This is a genomic window from Bradyrhizobium sp. RT6a (genome assembly GCF_040547675.1).
Lineage (GTDB): Bacteria > Pseudomonadota > Alphaproteobacteria > Rhizobiales > Xanthobacteraceae > Bradyrhizobium.
The window spans coordinates 776,102-793,100 of the sequence record NZ_JBEPQC010000002.1; the positions used below are offsets into that span (position 1 = coordinate 776,102).

The 16,999-nt window shown below is 63.4% G+C and carries 17 protein-coding genes and 1 tRNA gene; 9 read left to right on the forward strand and 9 right to left on the reverse strand.

What is annotated here, in order from left to right; translation table 11 throughout:
- Positions 1-23 precede the first annotated feature (23 nt).
- From ABIC03_RS13485 to ABIC03_RS13495, 3 genes are all read left to right on the forward strand, one after another.
- Positions 24-902, forward strand: coding sequence for a beta-keto acid cleavage family enzyme (locus ABIC03_RS13485; protein ID WP_354058686.1), 879 nt, complete (start codon positions 24-26; stop codon positions 900-902).
- Positions 903-1,006: 104 nt separating this feature from the next.
- Positions 1,007-1,222, forward strand: a complete 216-nt coding sequence (locus ABIC03_RS13490) for a hypothetical protein (protein ID WP_007602925.1) — start codon at positions 1,007-1,009, stop codon at positions 1,220-1,222.
- A 108-nt stretch (positions 1,223-1,330) separates the two neighbouring features.
- Positions 1,331-1,723, forward strand: a complete 393-nt coding sequence (locus ABIC03_RS13495; protein ID WP_354059646.1) for a RidA family protein — start codon at positions 1,331-1,333, stop codon at positions 1,721-1,723.
- Position 1,724: 1 nt separating this feature from the next.
- Here the strand turns inward: ABIC03_RS13495 and ABIC03_RS13500 are convergent, their stop codons facing one another.
- A complete protein-coding gene (locus ABIC03_RS13500; protein WP_354058687.1) occupies positions 1,725-2,387 on the reverse strand; it encodes a TetR/AcrR family transcriptional regulator in 663 nt (220 codons plus the stop codon).
- A 223-nt stretch (positions 2,388-2,610) separates the two neighbouring features.
- Here ABIC03_RS13500 and ABIC03_RS13505 point away from each other — a divergent pair, with 223 nt between their 5' ends.
- From ABIC03_RS13505 to ABIC03_RS13515, 3 genes are all read left to right on the forward strand, one after another.
- Complete coding sequence (locus tag ABIC03_RS13505; protein ID WP_275168169.1) at positions 2,611-3,846, forward strand: acyl-CoA dehydrogenase family protein; 1,236 nt, start codon at positions 2,611-2,613, stop codon at positions 3,844-3,846.
- A 132-nt stretch (positions 3,847-3,978) separates the two neighbouring features.
- Positions 3,979-5,037, forward strand: a complete 1,059-nt coding sequence (locus ABIC03_RS13510; protein WP_354058688.1) for a phosphotransferase family protein — start codon at positions 3,979-3,981, stop codon at positions 5,035-5,037.
- Positions 5,038-5,127: 90 nt separating this feature from the next.
- A complete protein-coding gene (locus ABIC03_RS13515) occupies positions 5,128-5,754 on the forward strand; it encodes a LysE family translocator (protein ID WP_354058689.1) in 627 nt (208 codons plus the stop codon).
- A 139-nt stretch (positions 5,755-5,893) separates the two neighbouring features.
- Here ABIC03_RS13515 and argE read toward each other — a convergent pair whose 3' ends face one another.
- Both argE and ABIC03_RS13525 read right to left on the reverse strand, forming a co-directional pair.
- A complete protein-coding gene (gene argE, locus ABIC03_RS13520) occupies positions 5,894-7,066 on the reverse strand; it encodes an acetylornithine deacetylase (RefSeq protein WP_354058690.1) in 1,173 nt (390 codons plus the stop codon).
- Positions 7,067-8,089: 1,023 nt separating this feature from the next.
- Positions 8,090-8,875 carry an SDR family NAD(P)-dependent oxidoreductase gene (locus tag ABIC03_RS13525; RefSeq protein WP_354058691.1) on the reverse strand — a complete coding sequence of 262 codons (786 nt, stop codon included), beginning with the start codon at positions 8,873-8,875 and terminating at the stop codon, positions 8,090-8,092.
- A 134-nt stretch (positions 8,876-9,009) separates the two neighbouring features.
- Here ABIC03_RS13525 and ABIC03_RS13530 point away from each other — a divergent pair, with 134 nt between their 5' ends.
- Together ABIC03_RS13530 and ABIC03_RS13535 are read left to right on the forward strand one after the other, a co-directional pair.
- On the forward strand, positions 9,010-9,708 hold the full coding sequence (locus tag ABIC03_RS13530) for a histidine phosphatase family protein (RefSeq protein ID WP_354058692.1): 699 nt from the start codon (positions 9,010-9,012) through the stop codon (positions 9,706-9,708).
- 67 nt (positions 9,709-9,775) lie between these two features.
- Complete coding sequence (locus ABIC03_RS13535) at positions 9,776-10,543, forward strand: SDR family NAD(P)-dependent oxidoreductase (protein WP_027518618.1); 768 nt, start codon at positions 9,776-9,778, stop codon at positions 10,541-10,543.
- 166 nt (positions 10,544-10,709) lie between these two features.
- Here the strand turns inward: ABIC03_RS13535 and ABIC03_RS13540 are convergent, their stop codons facing one another.
- Entirely contained in the window at positions 10,710-11,963 is a 1,254-nt protein-coding gene (locus ABIC03_RS13540) for a serine hydrolase domain-containing protein (RefSeq protein ID WP_354058693.1), read from the reverse strand.
- Between the two features lie 163 nt (positions 11,964-12,126).
- Here ABIC03_RS13540 and ABIC03_RS13545 point away from each other — a divergent pair.
- Positions 12,127-12,202, forward strand: a tRNA-Trp gene (locus ABIC03_RS13545).
- 72 nt (positions 12,203-12,274) lie between these two features.
- Here ABIC03_RS13545 and ABIC03_RS13550 read toward each other — a convergent pair.
- The 5 genes from ABIC03_RS13550 to ABIC03_RS13570 are packed head-to-tail and all read right to left on the reverse strand — an operon-like array spanning position 12,275 to position 16,984.
- Positions 12,275-13,309 (reverse strand): Gfo/Idh/MocA family protein, encoded by a 1,035-nt coding sequence (locus ABIC03_RS13550; RefSeq protein ID WP_354058694.1) that lies wholly within the window; start codon positions 13,307-13,309, stop codon positions 12,275-12,277.
- A 3-nt stretch (positions 13,310-13,312) separates the two neighbouring features.
- Positions 13,313-14,518: a class I SAM-dependent methyltransferase gene (locus ABIC03_RS13555; protein ID WP_354058695.1), complete on the reverse strand. Its 1,206-nt coding sequence runs from the start codon at positions 14,516-14,518 to the stop codon at positions 13,313-13,315.
- Positions 14,511-15,728, reverse strand: coding sequence for a class I SAM-dependent methyltransferase (locus tag ABIC03_RS13560; RefSeq protein WP_354058696.1), 1,218 nt, complete (start codon positions 15,726-15,728; stop codon positions 14,511-14,513). The genes ABIC03_RS13555 and ABIC03_RS13560 overlap by 8 nt, the downstream gene beginning before the upstream one ends.
- A complete protein-coding gene (locus tag ABIC03_RS13565; RefSeq protein WP_354058697.1) occupies positions 15,721-16,341 on the reverse strand; it encodes a WbuC family cupin fold metalloprotein in 621 nt (206 codons plus the stop codon). Before ABIC03_RS13565 ends, ABIC03_RS13560 begins: the two co-directional genes overlap by 8 nt.
- The gene (locus ABIC03_RS13570; protein WP_275168124.1) at positions 16,319-16,984 is read right to left on the reverse strand and encodes a class I SAM-dependent methyltransferase; all 666 of its coding nucleotides are present in this window, start codon (positions 16,982-16,984) and stop codon (positions 16,319-16,321) included. The genes ABIC03_RS13565 and ABIC03_RS13570 overlap by 23 nt, the downstream gene beginning before the upstream one ends.
- Positions 16,985-16,999: the final 15 nt, after the last annotated feature.

A 16,999-nucleotide genomic window follows, 5' to 3' on the forward strand; every position in this document is an offset into this window, starting at 1 on the left:
TTGACTGGCAAGGGACAGCACGCATGACTTCATCCAAGACCATCATCACCTGTGCCATCACGGGCAATCTCACAAAGCCCGAGCAGTCGCCGCATCTGCCGATCACGCCCGAGCAGATCGCGACATCGGCGCTGGAAGCGGCCGAAGCCGGCGCCGCCATCGCCCATATCCATGTCCGCGATCCCGCGACGGGGCGGCCCTCGATGGAGATCGATCTCTATCGCGATGTCGTGGATCGCATTCGCGCCCGCAGCAAGAGTCTCGTCATCAACCTCACGACCGGCCCCGGCGGTCGCTTCGTGCCTTCGATCGAGGACCCCCGCGTCGCCGGTCCTGGCACCACGCTGCTGCCGCCCGAAAAGCGCGTGGAGCACATCGAGCTGCTCAAGCCCGACATCTGCACGCTCGACCTCAACACCATGAATTCGGGCGGCGAGGTCGTGATCAACACCCCGCGCAACGTCCGCATCATGGCCGAGCAGATGAAGGTGGTCGGCGTGCTGCCGGAGATCGAGCTGTTCGATTCCGGCGACTGCCACCTCGCCCGCGATCTCTTTGCCGACGGCACGCTGAAGGGACCGGGCCTGTTCTCGCTCGTGCTCGGCGTCAAGTACGGCTTCTCCGCCACGCCGGAGACGATGTTCTATGCCCGCAGCCTGTTGCCGCCGGGCGCGATCTGGTCCGGCTTTGGGATCGGCCGCGCTGAATTCCCGATGGTGGCGCAGGCCTATTTGCTCGGCGGGCACGTCCGCGTCGGCATGGAGGACAATCTCTATATGTCCAAGGGCGTGCTGGCGAAGACCAATGCCGAGCTGGTTACGCATGCCGCCGGCATCCTCAAGAGCCTGGGGGCGAGCGTCGCGACCGCCGCCGAGGCCCGCGCGATGCTCGGGCTTGCCTGAGGCTTGCGGGCCATCCCCAGATAATCCCGGTCCGTACTCACAGAGGCTTCCGCTCCGCGCGCGACTCAGATTCGATCGGTCCACTCAGTCCGGGGAGGGAACGCATGTCCTACACGATCGGGTTTCAGGCCAAGAACCAGAAGGCAATTCTGGCGACCGAGGCGGCAACGGCCAATCAGGCCGTCGCGATCGTTGCCGCATTGCGGCAAAGCGCTGACGAAATAAAGTTCATCCGCTCGCCGCAGGAAGGCGACATGGGCATCGAGATGCTGCTGCTGCTCGCCAAGGAAGAGGCCGAGGAGATGCCGCAGCACGCCTAGGCGGCTCGGCAGGCACACTTCGATCGGAAGCGAAGCATGACGGCTGCACGATGATGTAGCAAGCCGTCATCTCGCTTGCATCGAAGGTGGCCGCCCGTGAAACTTGAATTGAAACGTGAAGCGCTCCGCGTCGAACCGATCTCGACATTCCTCGACCGCCGGAACGCTCCGGTCTCGCCGGTCACACGCGCCGGCAACATGATCTTCGTCGCCGGTCTGCCGCCGTTCGACCGCGAGACGGGCGAGATCGCGGAAGTGCCGATCGAACGGCAGAGCGAGCTCGTCATGGAGCAGATGAAGCTGTGCCTCCAGACGGCGGGCGCGAGCCTCGACAACGTCATGAAGTGCAACGTCTACTGCACCTCGACCAAACACTTCGCTGCGTTCAACGCCGTCTATGCGCGCTATTTCCCGCACGATCCGCCGGCGCGGATCTTCGTCTGCACGCCGGAATGGTTCGGCCCCTTCGACGTCGAGATCGACTGCATTGCGATGATGTGAGTTAGCGTGCCGCCACCCTTGACGGCGCCTTCGCCTCTGTCCGTCCCGCCGTCAGCGCCATCGTCGCTACGCTGACGACGCGCGCGACCACGTCATCGACGTCGTCGAGATCGCATTTGCCTTCCGACAATTTCGTCAGCCGCTCGCTCTCGCGGATGGTGTGGTGCGCCATGGCGAGCGCGAAATTCAGGCCCCAATAGATATCGACGTCGCTGCGGTCGGGCAGGGACCTTCGCATCGCGCCGGCAAATTTCCGCAAATGGTCGATCTCGCGGTTCTTGATGCGGCGGATCGGCGGCACGGATTCGATCGAGGCGCGGATCATGAAGCGCGCCGCGCTCGAGCGCTGGTTCTCGGGGCCAAGGCAGCCGCGCAGCGTCGGGCCGACCAGGGCATGCAGGATCACCTCGATCGGCGCGCGGCCGCCGCCTTGTTCTTCCGCCGCCTTCAATTCGCGCAAACGCTCGCGGTTGGTGGCGATCGAGCGTGTCACGAACAGCTCCGCGATCAACTCGTCCTTCGAGCCGAAATGATAGTTCACCGCCGCGAGGTTGACATTGGCCTCCGCGACGATGTCGCGCAGCGTCACGTCGCCGAACCCGCGATCGGCATAGAGCCGTTCGGCGGCGGCGAGAATGGCAGTCCGGGTATGATCGCTGGCCATGGGAGCCCCTCGGGGAGGGAGTTGCAATTCAAACAGTTGTATGAAACTATCGTTTGAAGGCCGGGAAAGTCAATCCGCAATCGGGACTTGTTCGCCAACGCGCGAACCGGTTCCGCAGCGTCCGCAAGTCGTGCATTCGCACTTGCGGGTCGCACAATGCGGGTGGACAGTGCGGCGCAAAACAAGTTCGCCAAAACAAATTGGCAAAGACGAGGAGCGTCCCATGGATTTCGATCTGTCGCCGAAGCAGAAGGAATGGCTCGACCGCGTGCAATCCTTCATGGCCAAGCACGTGCGCCCGGCGGTGCCGGTCTATGATGAGCAGGATCGCAGCGGCGAACGCTGGAAGGTGATCCCGGTGCTCGAGGACCTCAAGAAGAAGGCGAAGGCCGAAGGCCTCTGGAACATGTTCATGCCGCCGAACGAGCATGAGGACGACGAATTCCGCGGCGCGGGACTGACCAATCTCGAATACGCGCTGCTCTCGGAGCAGATGGGCCACATCTCCTGGGCTTCGGAAGTTTTCAATTGTTCCGCACCCGACACCGGCAATATGGAAGTGTTCATGCGCTACGGCTCCAAGGAGCAGAAGCGCAAATGGCTGCGTCCGCTGATGGACGGGGAGATCCGCTCGGCCTTCCTGATGACGGAGCCGGCCGTGGCCTCGTCCGATGCCACCAACATCGAGACCAGCATCGCGCGCGACGGCGACCATTACGTCATCAACGGCCGCAAATGGTGGTCGTCGGGCGTCGGCGATCCCCGTTGCAAGATCGCGATCCTGATGGGCAAGACCGATTTCAAGGCGGCCAAGCATCAGCAACAGTCGCAGATCCTGGTTCCGCTCGACACCCCCGGCATCAAGGTCGAGAAGATGCTGCCCGTGTTCGGCTTCGACGACGCGCCGCATGGCCACGCCCAGGTGCTGCTCGAGAACGTGCGGGTGCCGAAGGAGAACATCCTGCTCGGCGAAGGCCGCGGCTTCGAGATCGCACAGGGCCGTCTCGGTCCCGGCCGCATCCATCACTGCATGCGCACCATCGGCAAGGCCGAGGAGGCGCTGGAGAAAATGGTGAAGCGGCTCACCTCGCGCACCGCCTTCGGCAAGCGGATCGTCGAGCATTCGGTGTGGGAGCAGCGCATCGGCGAAGCCCGCACCAACATCGAAATGACGCGGCTGTTGTGCCTCAAGGCCGCCGATATGATGGACAAGGTCGGCAACAAGACCGCGCAGGCCGAGATCGCCATGATCAAGGTCGCAGCTCCCAACATGGCGCTGAAGATCATCGACGAGGCGATCCAGGCCTTCGGCGGTGCAGGCGTCTCGGACGAAGCCGGCCTTGCCAAGGACTACGCTCACATCCGCACGCTCCGTCTCGCCGACGGCCCGGACGAGGTGCACAATCGCGCCATTGCCAGGCTCGAGGTTCGGAAGTATGCAAACTCTTCCAGTCATTAAGCGGGAGAGCATGCTGGCGCTCCCGATTTGAAGAAACGACAGAACATGATCCGTGATCGGATGACCGCTTGACGCAAGTGCGCTGGGGGTTACCGATTAGGATCATGTTCGGACTGAAGAGGGAGCGTCATCGTGGCTGACGGCGTCAGGAAAGACGAAGAATTCTCGGGCACCAAGCCCGTCGAGGAGCGTCATCGTATCGACGAGATGCGGCTCGAAGCCTGGATGCGCGACAGCGTCGAAGGCTATGAGGGACCGCTGGTCGTCCTCCAGTTTAGGGGTGGCCAGTCCAACCCGACCTACCGGCTCGACACGCCGAACCGCTCCTATGTGATGCGCAGAAAGCCGTTCGGCAAATTGTTGCCGTCGGCGCATGCGGTCGATCGCGAATATCGCGTGATCGCGGCGCTGGGAAAACAGGGTTTTCCGGTCGCCAAGGCCTATGCGCTGTGCCAGGACGACAGCATCATCGGTTCGGCCTTCTACATCATGTCGATGGAAGACGGCCGGGTGTTCTGGGATCCGACGCTGCCGAGCCAGACGCCGGAAGATCGTCGAAAGATCTTCACCAGCAAGATCGAGACGTTGGCCAAGCTTCACATGTTCGATCCCGTCGCGATCGGTCTTGGCGACTTCGGCAAGCCCGGCAATTATTTCGCGCGCCAGATCGACCGCTGGACCAAGCAGTACCGCGCGTCCGAGACCCAGACCATTCCGGAGTTCGAGAAGGTCGCCGAATGGCTGCCGAAGACCGTGCCGGAGCAGGCGCGCGTCTCGATCGTCCACGGCGACTATCGCCTCGACAACATGATTTTCCATGCGACGGAACCACGCGTGCAGGCCGTGCTGGATTGGGAATTGTCGACGCTCGGCGATCCCATGGCCGATTTCACCTATCTGCTGATGCAGTGGGTCATGCCCGGCCTGGACGGCGCCGACCTCAAGGCGCTCAACATTCCGACCGTGGAAGAGGCCGCGCAGATCTATTGCAACGTCACCAAGATGACGGTCCCTGATCTCAACTGGTACTTCGCCTACAACCTGTTCCGCCTCGCCGGCATCACGCAAGGCATCGCCGGCCGCGTCCGCGACGGCACCGCGGCGAATGCCAAGGCGCTAGAGTCAGCCAAGCGCACCGTGCCGCTGTCGAAGGCATCGTGGGAATACGCGCAGAAGGCGGGGGCGGTTTAAGGAATCCGAAGGCGCGGCCGGCGGCCGCGCCTTTGCTTGCGTTCCTCTCGTGTCCGGGACACGAGACAGAATGACGAGAGAGATGTCCGCATGATCGACCACACCACGCTCATCACCTACATCCTTATCGTCCTCGGGTTCGTCTTCATTCCCGGACCGGCGACACTCCTCACCATGGCGCGCGCCGCAAGCTCGGGAACCAGGGTCGGCATCGCGACGGGGGCGGGAATTGCGGCCGGTGACGTGGTCCACACCACAATGGCAATAGTCGGCCTCTCTGCGGTCATCGCAACGTCGGCGCTCCTGTTCAGCGTTGTCAAATACGCAGGCGCAGGCTTCCTGATCTATCTCGGCATTCGCGCCATGCTCGACAAGACGCCGCTCGAGGTGAATGGCGGCGCGCCCGCGATCAGCGCAGCGCGGGCATTCCGGCAGGCCGTGCTGACCGAGGTGCTGAATCCGAAGACCGCGCTGTTCTTCCTTGCGTTCCTGCCGCAGTTCGTCCGTCCCGAGCACGGTTCGACGACGCTGCAGCTCGCGCTGTTCGGCGCTGTCTTCGTGTTGCTCGGCCTCGTCAGCACGTTGGTGTTCGCCGTCGGCGCCGGTCGCCTTGGCAATTTGCTACGCCGCCATCCAGCCGTCGTGAAATGGCAGGGCAAGGTGGTCGGGACCATCTACTGCGCGATCGGCGTGCGGCTGGCATTGCAGGAGCGCTGAGGCGCACCGCTCACGTGGGATACGCGCTGCCCCACATACTCCCGTCATTGCGAGGAGCTCTTGCGACGAAGCAATCCAGACTGCCCCCGCGGAACGATTCTGGATTGCTTCGCTTCGCTCGCAATGACGAGAAGAAGCCTCACCCCTTCACGCAATGCGCGATCAGCTTCTCCACGAAGCCAGCACATTTCTCCAGCTCCGCCATTTCCACAAATTCGTCCGGCGTGTGCGCCTGTGCGATCGATCCGGGGCCGATCACGACGGACGGGGTATCGGCCATGCTGGCGAACAGGCTTGCCTCGGTGCCGAAGGCGACCTTGGCGTGATCGTTGCGCCCCGCAAGGCTCTTGGCCAGCGTGACGATAGGCGCATCGGCCGCCGTGTCGAGGGCAGGGTAGTCGAGGATCTCCTCGAAATCGATGCCGCACTCCGGATGCTGCTTCTTCATCGCGGGCTCGATCTCCGCCTTGGCCCAGGCGACGATCGCATCCGTGACCTCGCGCGACTCGGTGATGCCGATGCCGCGGCATTCGAAATCCACCGTACAAGTATCCGGCACGATGTTCAGCGCGGCGCCGCCATGCACGATGCTGGTGAGCAGCGTCGAGTGCGGGACGTCGTAGAGGCTGTCGGCCGCTCGTACGGCTGCGAGCGCCACGGCGCGCCGTCGAATCTCGACGATCAGCTCGGCCGCATATTCGATTGCATTCACGCCGTCAGGCGCGATCGAGGAGTGGCGGGCGAGCCCCTTGAACGTCGCGCGCACGCCATGCTTGCCCTTGTGGCCGATGATGACTTTCATCTCGGTCGGCTCGCCAATGAAGGCGCCGAGCGGTTTGATCCGTTTCTTCGCGACCTCGCGCAGCATCGGCCGCACGCCGACGCAGCCGATCTCCTCGTCATAGGAGATCGCCAGATGTATCGGCGTTGCGAGCTTCGCTTCCAGCATCTCCGGCACCATGGCGAGGCACACCGCGACGAATCCCTTCATGTCGGTGGTGCCGCGGCCGTAGAGCTTGCCGTCGCGCTCGATCAGCTTGAACGGATCGTGGCTCCAGTCCTGGCCGACCACAGGCACCACGTCGGTATGTCCCGACAGCACTAGACCGGGGCGGTCCTCGGGTCCAATGGTGACCCATAGCGAGGCTTTCTGTCCGGTCTCGTCGACGATGCGCTCACTCTTGACGTCGAGCGTGGCGAGATAGCTCTCGATATGCGCGATCAGGGGCAGGTTGGAGCGATCGCTGATCGTGTCGAAGCCGACGAGGTCGGCGAGCAGCTTGCGAATACGGTCGGGTCTTGAGCTCGGCATTTTCACGTTCTTGTCAGGGGGTTGGAAGCTGAGATGCTTGCACGAACCATACCAATGTCGGGCTCCTGTGAGCAAATCAACATGTCGGTCCCGTAGCCCGGGTGAGCGAAGCGATACCCGGGACAGCCCGTGGTCGGAATCCCGGATGTCGCTTCGCTCATCCGGGCCACGAGACGTTGTATTGCCTGTCGGGCAAAACACCCCAATTGTCGGTCAACGCTCACTGCAAAAAATATTCCACTTTACCGAAATTCGGAAAGCGCGTATGTGTCGCGGCAACCCGGCCCAAGGAAGAGGGGCGTATCGCGATCGTCACGAACGCGGGCCGGACGGCGGTGGACGTTAGTCACATCGGCGCGAACGGCTTCGCAGGGCGGGCAACCGTGAGTGAAGGCGTCGCGCACACGACCGGTGTGATCGGCGTACGGTAAAATCGTGTGGTCCTGACGCCCGGGGTCTGTGCGTCAAGCGTTGCGGTGATGTGGGGACCCGACCGGGCACACGCATCAGCCATCCGCAAGGCGACGGGGGCAATAGTGCATCGCTCCCCGGGGAGAGCGCGACATAAGCCGTAAAGCCACTGCGCAGGGAAGGCCGGATGTTGGGCTTCACCTGTATGCCGCTGTGCAATCTTGTTCACGACAATCTCGCACAGTGGACCGCGGGTGCCAGCCGGCACCCGGTCTTCCCTGCGCCCTCTTTCATTTGAGGGTGAGACGACCAAGCAAAGCTCGGGCGCAATGAGCCGCGAGAGGGCAAAGGTGTGTCTGCAAATGGGATTGCGAATTGAAGCGCGACGCTGCGCTCGCAATGACGGTGCTGATGGAGGCGCGCACTATCTCCCCAACGTCGTCCCGGCGAAGGCCGGGACCCATAACCACAGGGAGAGTTTTGCGAAGACCAGTTGTCCGGGATCGGCACCGTGCGCAAGCCGATAGACCTCGCGGTATGGGTCCCGGCCTTCGCCGGGACGACGCTGAGAATCTGGCGGTGCCGTGCAAGACAGAGGCGAGAACCCGCCTGCTAAACCGGCTTTCCCGTATACGGCATCGACGCGGTGAGGCCGCCGTCCACCGGGAACGCCTGGCCGTTGACATACGACGCCTCGTCGCTGGCCAAGAACAATCCCATCGCGGCGAGCTCGTGCGGCTGGCCGGGGCGCTTGAGCGGGTTGAGCTGACCGATCTTGTCGGCGGTGCCGCGCTCCTTGGCGCGGTCGAAGATCGGCTTGGTCATGCCGGTCTCGATCAGGCCCGGGCACACTGCGTTAATGCGCACGCCGGTGCCGGTGAGCGAATAGGCGGTGGTCTGCACCAGGGAGATGACGCCGGCCTTGCTCGCGGCATAGGGATGTCCGCTGGCGCCGGCCTTGAGGGCCGCGACGGACGCGGTCAGCACGATCGCACCGGACTGCTGCTTCACCATGTGCGGCATCGCATGCTTCACTGCGAGGAACGGCCCGATCAGATTGATGCGCAAGACCTCCTGCCATTGCTCGACGGTCTGCTCGCCGAGCGGAACGAGTCCGCCGGAGACGCCTGCATTGGCCCAGATCACGTCGAGCCGCCCGTGCGTCTTCACCGCCTTGTCGATCACGGCGATGACGTCCTTCTCGGAGCCCGCGTCCGCCATCATGGCTTCCGCGACACCGCCGGCCTTCTTCACCTCGTCGACCGTCTCCTTCACCGCCTCGGTGCGATCGACCGCGATCAGCTTGGCGCCTTCCCTGGTGAACAGCAGCGCGGCGGCGCGGCCGATGCCGCTGCCGGCACCGGTGATGATGACGGATTTGCCTTGCAGACGGCCCATGCGATTTCTCCCTTTGGTTCGCACGCGACGCTTGCCGCGCGACGGAATTTCAAACAAGATTTCAAACGGTAAAGTGTCTTGAGACACGTTCACTACTGACGTACAGCGACATCAAACGGGATGGAAGGGTTTCGATGGCAGGTGCAGACAAGCCCAAAGTGGTGACGACACGCTGGTGGTGGGTCCGTCACGCGCCCGTGCGCAATGACGGCGGCAACATCTACGGTCAGTCCGATCTCGCCTGCGACACCAGCGATACCTACGTCTTCAATGCTGTTGCCAAGGTGTTGCCACGCAAGGCGGTCTGGTATTCGAGCAATCTGATGCGCACGCATCAGACTGCCGAAGCGATCTGGGCGGCCGGCTTCCCGAGGCCGGCATCGATGCAATGGGAAGCGGACCTCGCCGAACAAAACCTCGGCCGCTGGCAGGGCATGAACCGCGCCGAGTTCATCGCCAGCCGTCCCGTCGGATCGAGCTGGTTCGCCGACATTAACGAGCCCGCGCCCGGCGGCGAGAGCTTCATGGATCTCTACAATCGCGCGCGCCGCGTCATCGAGCGGATCAATGTCGAGGCAGCCGGGCAGGACGTGATCGCGGTTGCACATGGCGGCACCATCAAGGCGGCGCTGGGGCTGGCGCTCGACAATCAGCCGGAGCGGGGGCTCGCGTTCGATATCGACAATTGCTCGGTGACGCGGCTCGACTATTTCGCAAGTCCCGAGCGCAATGTCTGGCGTCTGCCAATGGTGAACCAGCAGCCGTGGATCGCGGACGACGCGCATGCGGCGATGCATCAACCCGCGGGACCGGAAGTCAAGAAGCTCGCCTGAGCAATTGCCTGGTCGCGTGGGCGCGGCGTAAGCTTCAAGCAATCAAAACGCACTCTGGGAGAGAAGCATGACCTTGTTCGACATGAAGGGGAAAGTCGCCGTCATCACCGGCTCGACGCGCGGCATCGGGCTTGCGATCGCCGAACGCATGGCCGAGCACGGCGCCAAGGTGGTGATCTCCTCGCGCAAGGCCGACGTTTGCGACCAGGTCGCGAAGGGCATCAACGACAAGTTCGGCAAGGGCACGGCGGTGGCGATCGCCGCCAACATCTCCTCGAAGGAAAACCTGCAAAACCTCATCGACGAGAGCAACCGCGCCTTCGGCAAGATCGACGTGCTGGTCTGCAACGCCGCATCGAACCCGTATTACGGCCCGCTCGCCGGCATCTCCGACGATCAGTTCAGGAAAATTCTGGACAACAACATCGTCGCCAATAACTGGCTGATCTCGATGGTGGTGCCGCAGATGATCGAGCGCAAGGACGGCTCGATCATCATCGTGTCCTCGATCGGCGGCCTGAAAGGCTCGACCATCCTCGGCGCCTACGCGATCTCGAAGGCCGCGGACATGCAGCTCGCGCGCAACCTGGCCTGCGAATACGGCCCGCACAACATCCGCGTGAACTGCATCGCGCCCGGTCTGATCAAGACCGATTTCGCGAAAGCGCTGTGGGACAATCCGGAGAATTTGAAAGCCTCGACCGCGCGTTCGCCGCTGCTGCGCATCGGCGTCCCCGACGAGATCGCGGGCGCCGCGGTGTTCCTGGGCTCGAAGGCCGGCGACTTCATGACCGGCCAGACCATGGTGATCGACGGCGGCGCCACGATCAGTTGAGGCCCCAGTAGGTGTCATCGCCCGCGAAGGCGGGCGATCCAGTACTCCGCGGCCTTCGTTGGAGAGCTCGCTCTCACCACATCCGACACGGAGTACTGGATGCCCCGGTCAAGCCGGGGCATGACAGCGAAAATGTGGATGCAGCGCCGCGTATAGCGGCGCCGTCTCAATCCACCGCCGCGTACACCAGATCCCGCACCAGCGTTCGCGTAAAATCGCGCTGCCCCGGGCCCTGGCTCATGAATACGACGAACAGATCCTCCTTCGGATCGATCCAGAAGAACGTCCCAGCGATGCCGCTCCAGAAAAACTGGCCGACGCTGCCGGGGAAGGGCGCGATGCCGGCTTCGCGGCGCACCGCGAAGCCGAGGCCGAAACCATGGCCGGGTGACAGCAGAGTGCCGTTGGTCACGACGTGAGGTCCGAGATGATCGGAGGCCATCAGCTCCAGCGTCTTGCGGCCGATGATCCTGTTGCCGTCGAGCGTGCCGCCATTGCGCAGCATCAGTGCGAAGCGAGCATAGTCCATGGTGGTGGAGACGAGGCCACCGCCGCCGGACTCCATGATCGGCTGCTCGAGCATGTTGAACAGCGCGACCTTGTCGCCGGTCCAGGGATCAACCGCGAACGGCTCGGCGAGCCGGCCGACATTGGCCTCGGCTGTCGCAAAGCCGGTCTCGGCCATCTGCAAGGGGGTAAGAATGCGCTCAGTGAGGTAAGTGCCGAGCGACTTGCCGCTGACCACCTCGATGATGCGGCCGAGGATGTCGGTGGAGCGGCTGTAGTTGAACTCGTCGCCGGGATGGCAGACCAGCGGGAAGCTCGCCACCAGGGCGGCGTGCTCGGCATTGGTGATCTTGCGGCTGCGCACCCGCGAGTCCTGGTAGATCTTGTGCACGGGGCCGTCGCCCTGGTGCTCGTAGGTCAGGCCGGAGGTGTGGCGGAGCAGGTCCTGCACCGTCATCGGGCGTTTTGGCGGAACCAGTTCCAGCTTGCCGCCGCTGACCATGCCGACCTTTTGGTCGGCGAACTCCGGAATGAATTTCGCGACGGGGTCGGCAAGAATCAGGTGCCCATCCTCGACCAGCGTCATGATGCCGACCGACACGATCGGCTTGGTCATCGAGAAGATGCGGAAGATCGAATCATGCGCCATCGGCGCCGAGTCCGTCGGGCTCTGCATGCCGAGCGCCTCGAACCAGCCGACCTGGCCGTGCCGTGCCACCAGCACGGTGACGCCCGGCACGGTTCCCTTGTCGATCTCGCGCTTGAAGGCCTCCGACATGGCATGGAGACGGGGGCGCGACAGCCCGAGCGTCTCGGGGCGGGATTCCGGCAGATGCGGGGTCTTCGGCGCGGTCGACGGGCGGTGGGCGGCTGTAACGGACGCTTGGGCAGTCGCAGAGGCTTGGGCAGTCATGGGCACTCCCGGTTGCTTATTATTGTTCGGAGCGGACTGTGGCCCAGAAGGCGCGGCACAAACAAGCGAAGCCAGCGCGCTTCACCCTTGCAATCCGGCCTTGCAATCCGGCCGCCCCCTGTGCTTCAAAGCGGCCTGATCCGCGCGGCAACGCAGGGTCCGTAGGAGTGTAGCTCAATTGGTAGAGCACCGGTCTCCAAAACCGGGGGTCGCAGGTTCGAGCCCTGCCACTCCTGCCAGCGAAATCAAACACTTAACTGGGACGTCGGCGATCAGCTATCGCCCGGATATTGTCGCCGGACGGCGACAGCCTAGCCGCTGACCTGCCGTTGCCAGATCGCCTCCGCAAGGGCGATGTCGGCCACGGAATCCGCGCCGGAAGCCAGCGGCGTCCTCTGTTCCACGATATCGGCGACGAATGCATCAGCCTGGCGCCGAAACGCCCAACTGGTGTCGCGCGGCAATTGCGTGCGTTGTCCTTGCTGATCGAGGATGACCTCCGCCTCCTGCTCGGCAAAAGGCGGGGGCAATTCGATGGTCAGCGCGCCCCGCTCGAACTTGATGCTCAGTCCCTCGCGCCAAACGCCTTCGGATTCATTCGCGAGTTGCAGCACGCAGGCGACGCCGTCGAAGTCGAGTGTCACGGACGCCGCGCCCGAGGTCGCAATGGTGCTTTCGGCGACCGCCGGTGACGATCCGAGCACGTAGCGCGCGAGGTTGATGATATGGCTGAACACGTTCAGAAAATTGTCGTAGCCGGGTCGCATCGCGCCCGGCATCCAGTCGGGGCCGTCCTGCCAGAGCTCGAGCCCGTCCGGCCGTACCTCGCCGGTCATGACGAAATTGTCCTGCGACCGGCCCGTGCTGCCGCCGAGGCACCAGCCTCGCGCGCCGACAATGCGTCCAAGCGATTGATCCGCTCGCAGGCGCGTCAACTCGGCCAGCGCGCGCGCCACGCCGGCATCGTGACGCTTCATGTAGCCGATGCTGTAGACAAGGTCGTGCCGCCGCGCCGCCTCGGCCAGTGCAACGGCCTGAGCCGTGGTGTAGGCCATCGGCTTTTCCGAGAGCACATGGCGGCCGCTGCTCAACGCATCCAGCACGATCGGGCCGGTGGCGCGACGCTTCGTCACGACGACGACGGCCGACACTTCGCTGTCCGCCAGCAGCTCCCGGTGCGTGCCGTAGACCCGCGCGATGTCGAATTTCTGCGCGGCTGCGGTGGCGAGATCAGGCCTGAGATCCGCGATCGCGACAACGCGGCAGGCGGGGTTGGCGACGAAATTGGCGAGGTGGCACATCTGACCGACCATGCCCGTTCCGATGATGCCAATGCTCGGCCTCACTTGCTAGGATCCCTCCAAGCGTTTCCGGAGAACGAGGAAATGTGCCGGCTGTCCCCAGGTGTTGATGAACGCCTGGTCGGATTGGGTGAGAGCGGTGACTGTGGACACGTCCCGTCGCCCGATCGCGACAAAGATACGATGGAAACTGTCGAGGGTCGCCATGATGGCATCGATGTCGGAGGCATCGTCGGCGAGAACATCCGTCGCCGGTATCGTCTCGCGCAGCGAAGCGAGGTTCGCGATCACACGGGGCAGGCTGCCGCCGAAGGGATCGTCGATCATCGCATCGACATCGACAACCAGTGTCTCGATCGAAGCCGAGATCGCCTCGACCGCTTCGGTCTTGCCGGCCAGATAGAGCTTCCGCCCGCCGAGAAAGCTCAAACGGCTGCGGCCGAGGTGGCGCGTCGCGCGCCGCAGCTTCTCGTCGTCGGAGAGAACCTTCTTGTGCCAGTAGACGTCCAGGCTGTCGCGATAGGCCGGCCACGCCGAATGGATGTCGAACCCCTGCTCATGTGCCGCCGTGCACAGGGCTCCCGCGTCGAGAAAGTAGCGGTGCCGGACGAAAGGATTTTCGAGCACGTCCATCAGCCAGGATTCGAAGCTGCGCGTGTGCGGAATGCTGTTCCATTTCGCGTAGAACAGCAGCTTCGCCGTTTCGAGTCCGGGACGGCCCGTCAGTGCCTTGCCGGCCGCATGAATCGCCTTGAGCGCGAGTTCGAAGAAGCCGCCGTAGCGCTCGTAGTAGGAAACGACGGCGTACCCATCCGGATTGAGTAGCCGGTGAAAGATGCCGAGCCAATTTTCAGTCGGTTGTACCGTATAGATGAATCCTTCGGCATCGATGATGTCGAAACGACGATCGCTGCGAAAGCCTTCGACGTCGAACGACACGAGTTCGCGGAGACGTTGGGCCTGGTTAAAATGCGCGAAGTAAGCCTGGATTTTCGCGTGCGCATGCCGGTTCGGTTCGGCGAGCGTCATGTTCGCGCCCCAGCCCGCAAACACCAGGGCGTTCTCGCCGGAATCAGGGCCGAATTCGAGCACTTCGGCGTCGCGGAACAACCGCGGCGGCAGCACCAGCTTGTCCGAAAACAACTCGCGCCGCAGGCCGGCATAGGCTTCGAGTTCGGCGGCGGATTTGAAATTCCCGAACGTCGGCAGGACGTCCTGACGTTCGTAATAGTTGAAGAGTTTGTCCTCAGCCATGCTGCAACCCTGCGGGCGCATCGAGGCGATCGAGCTCGCTCCAGATGTCCGATGGCGCGAAGATCGAAACTATGTGGAGCGGACGCTTCACGTTTTCACGTAGTCGGCTACCGACCTTGTCTTCGTTCTCCTGGTTCACGGCCAGAAGACAGACGAGCGGATTCGACTTGCCGGCAAGGTCCTCCGGCGGGCGGATCGGAATGCCGGTCCCGGGCAGGAATAAGCCCTGGCGCTCTTTCTGGTCGTCGACCGAGAGATCGACGAGATCCCCGAGTTCATGGGCATTGGTGAAGGTGCAGGCGCGGCAGCCGGCGCCGTAGATGGCGATTTCGGCGCCGTTGGCGCGGGCCTTGGCGAGGATCGGGCGAAGACGCGCGCCGTACTCCCTGGCGCGCCGACCGAATTTCTCGCCGACGCCGGATGGCGCGGGCGGGGCCGCCACGTCGCGCGTCGCGCGTCGCGCTGCGATCGCGAAACTGCCGCCGCTGAAATTGTATTTCTTCACCGACACCGCCTCGAAGCCGTGGCGCGCCAGCAGCGCGAGCAGCGTCGGCTCGGTGAAGTAGCTGACGTGCTCCTCCCAGAGGACCGAGAGGTCGCCCGCCGTCGAGCCGGGTGCGAAATCAGGTACGTCGATGAACAGCAGCCCGTCGTCGCGCAGCGCGATCTTCACGCAGTCGAAAAAGTTCTCGAAATCGACGATGTGCTCCAGCACCTGGCGCGAGACGACGAGGTCGAACTTGCCGGCCTGGGCAATCGCGTCGTGACACAGCGCCGGGCTGATCATGTCGGCATAGACCTTGATGCCACGCTCGCGGGCGATCTTGCCGGACACCGGGTTGGGCTCGACGCCCACCAAGACCTTCGCACCGCGTTCGCGAAGCCTGTCCATGAACAGGCCGTCATTGCATCCGATCTCGAACACGGATTGGTGGGGTGAGAATTTGGCGATGGTGTCGAGTTCGTCGACCTGGTGCGGCTCCGGCTTCCAGCTGCTGAAATTGTAGTTGAACTGCCGGTACAGAATGTCGGGATCGATCGGCTTGACGATCTGGGGCAGGCCGCACTCGCCACAGGCCAGCACCTCGAACGGATACCGTTCCTCCTGTTCGTCGCGGCTGTGCCGAAGCCGATGCGCAATCGGCATCTGTCCGAGGTCGATGACCGGGCGCAAATTGGTCGAATGGCAGAGGCGGCAATGGTCAGTCATCGGTAGAAACCTCTGCTGGAATGGCTCGTGAAGTATGGCGATGGGCCAGATGCTCCGTAGCGAGCGCACCAACCTTCGTGACGTAGTTCTGGACCTCGGCGACATCGTTGCCGTCGGGCGCCCAGTCGGGGAATGCCGTGCGGGAGGGATCGAACGGACCGGCGGTGGTTTCGTGAAACACCAGCCACTCCGAGGTGATCAGGATCGAGTGAAACACCTGCTCGGGCATCCGGTAATAGCAAAGCGCGCCCCTGCCGTACGGCGCCATCTCGAGCACATCGCGAATGCGGCCGTCGTCCTCGAAGATCACGACCTGCGCAGTGCCCTCGATCAAGTGAAACGATTCAGGTTTGCCAAAATGCTTGTGAGGCCGCACATAGGCCTCGCGATGATGCACGATCAGCATCTCGTGCAGGCCGGACGAGGGCTCGGGATGCGTGCACAGCCGGCTGCGCAGACGCGGATTGCCTGCGGCGATGCGCTTCAGCTCCGCGATCGTGGCGTCGTCTGCCGTGACGATGGCGTCGTCCGAATAGTACACTTCGGGATTTTGCGCACGTAGCGAGGCCGGCCGGCGCAGGCCCGTTGCTTCATTCGAAGAAGATGAACCCATGGTCGCCCCGGTAGCCGCATTTGTCGTAGATCCAGGCCCAGGTTTCCGGACCATGGAAACTCAGGCAGGTGAGCTGCCAGTACAGCAGGTTCGCCTTCTCGCGCTCGTCGCGGAACGATTCCACCATCAGATATTTCGAGGCGCCGCGTCCAACGCGCTCGATCTCCGACACGGCGCGGAAGACGTCTTCGAGCGGAAGATTGTGGAGCACGCCGAGCGACACCACGAGATCGAAGCTATGGTCGGGGTAGGGGAGCTCGACGGCGCTGCCGACCTTCAATTGCGGTCGCACCTCCTCCTTGGCGTTGGCGATGCCATAGTCGGAGATGTCGATGCCTGCGATGGTGAGGCCGGGGACGAGCTGGGTGAATTCGTAGAGCAAATAGCCCTTGCCGCAGCCGACATCCAGTACGCTCATCCCGGGCTTGATGCCGTAGCGGTCGATCAGGGTCTGGGCGAGCGGGCGCCAGCGTCCGTCGTAGCGGTAGCCGCCGTAGCCATAGCGGCGGTCGCCGTCCCAATAGTCGTATCCCCATTGCCGCGCGACGGTGGCGGATTCCGCCTTGTCGTGCTCGACGACCCGCTGAACGTAGTTCCGCTTGGTCGATGCGTGCATCGGCTGGAGCAGGTTGATCTCGGTCATTGTCCTGAACCGGTC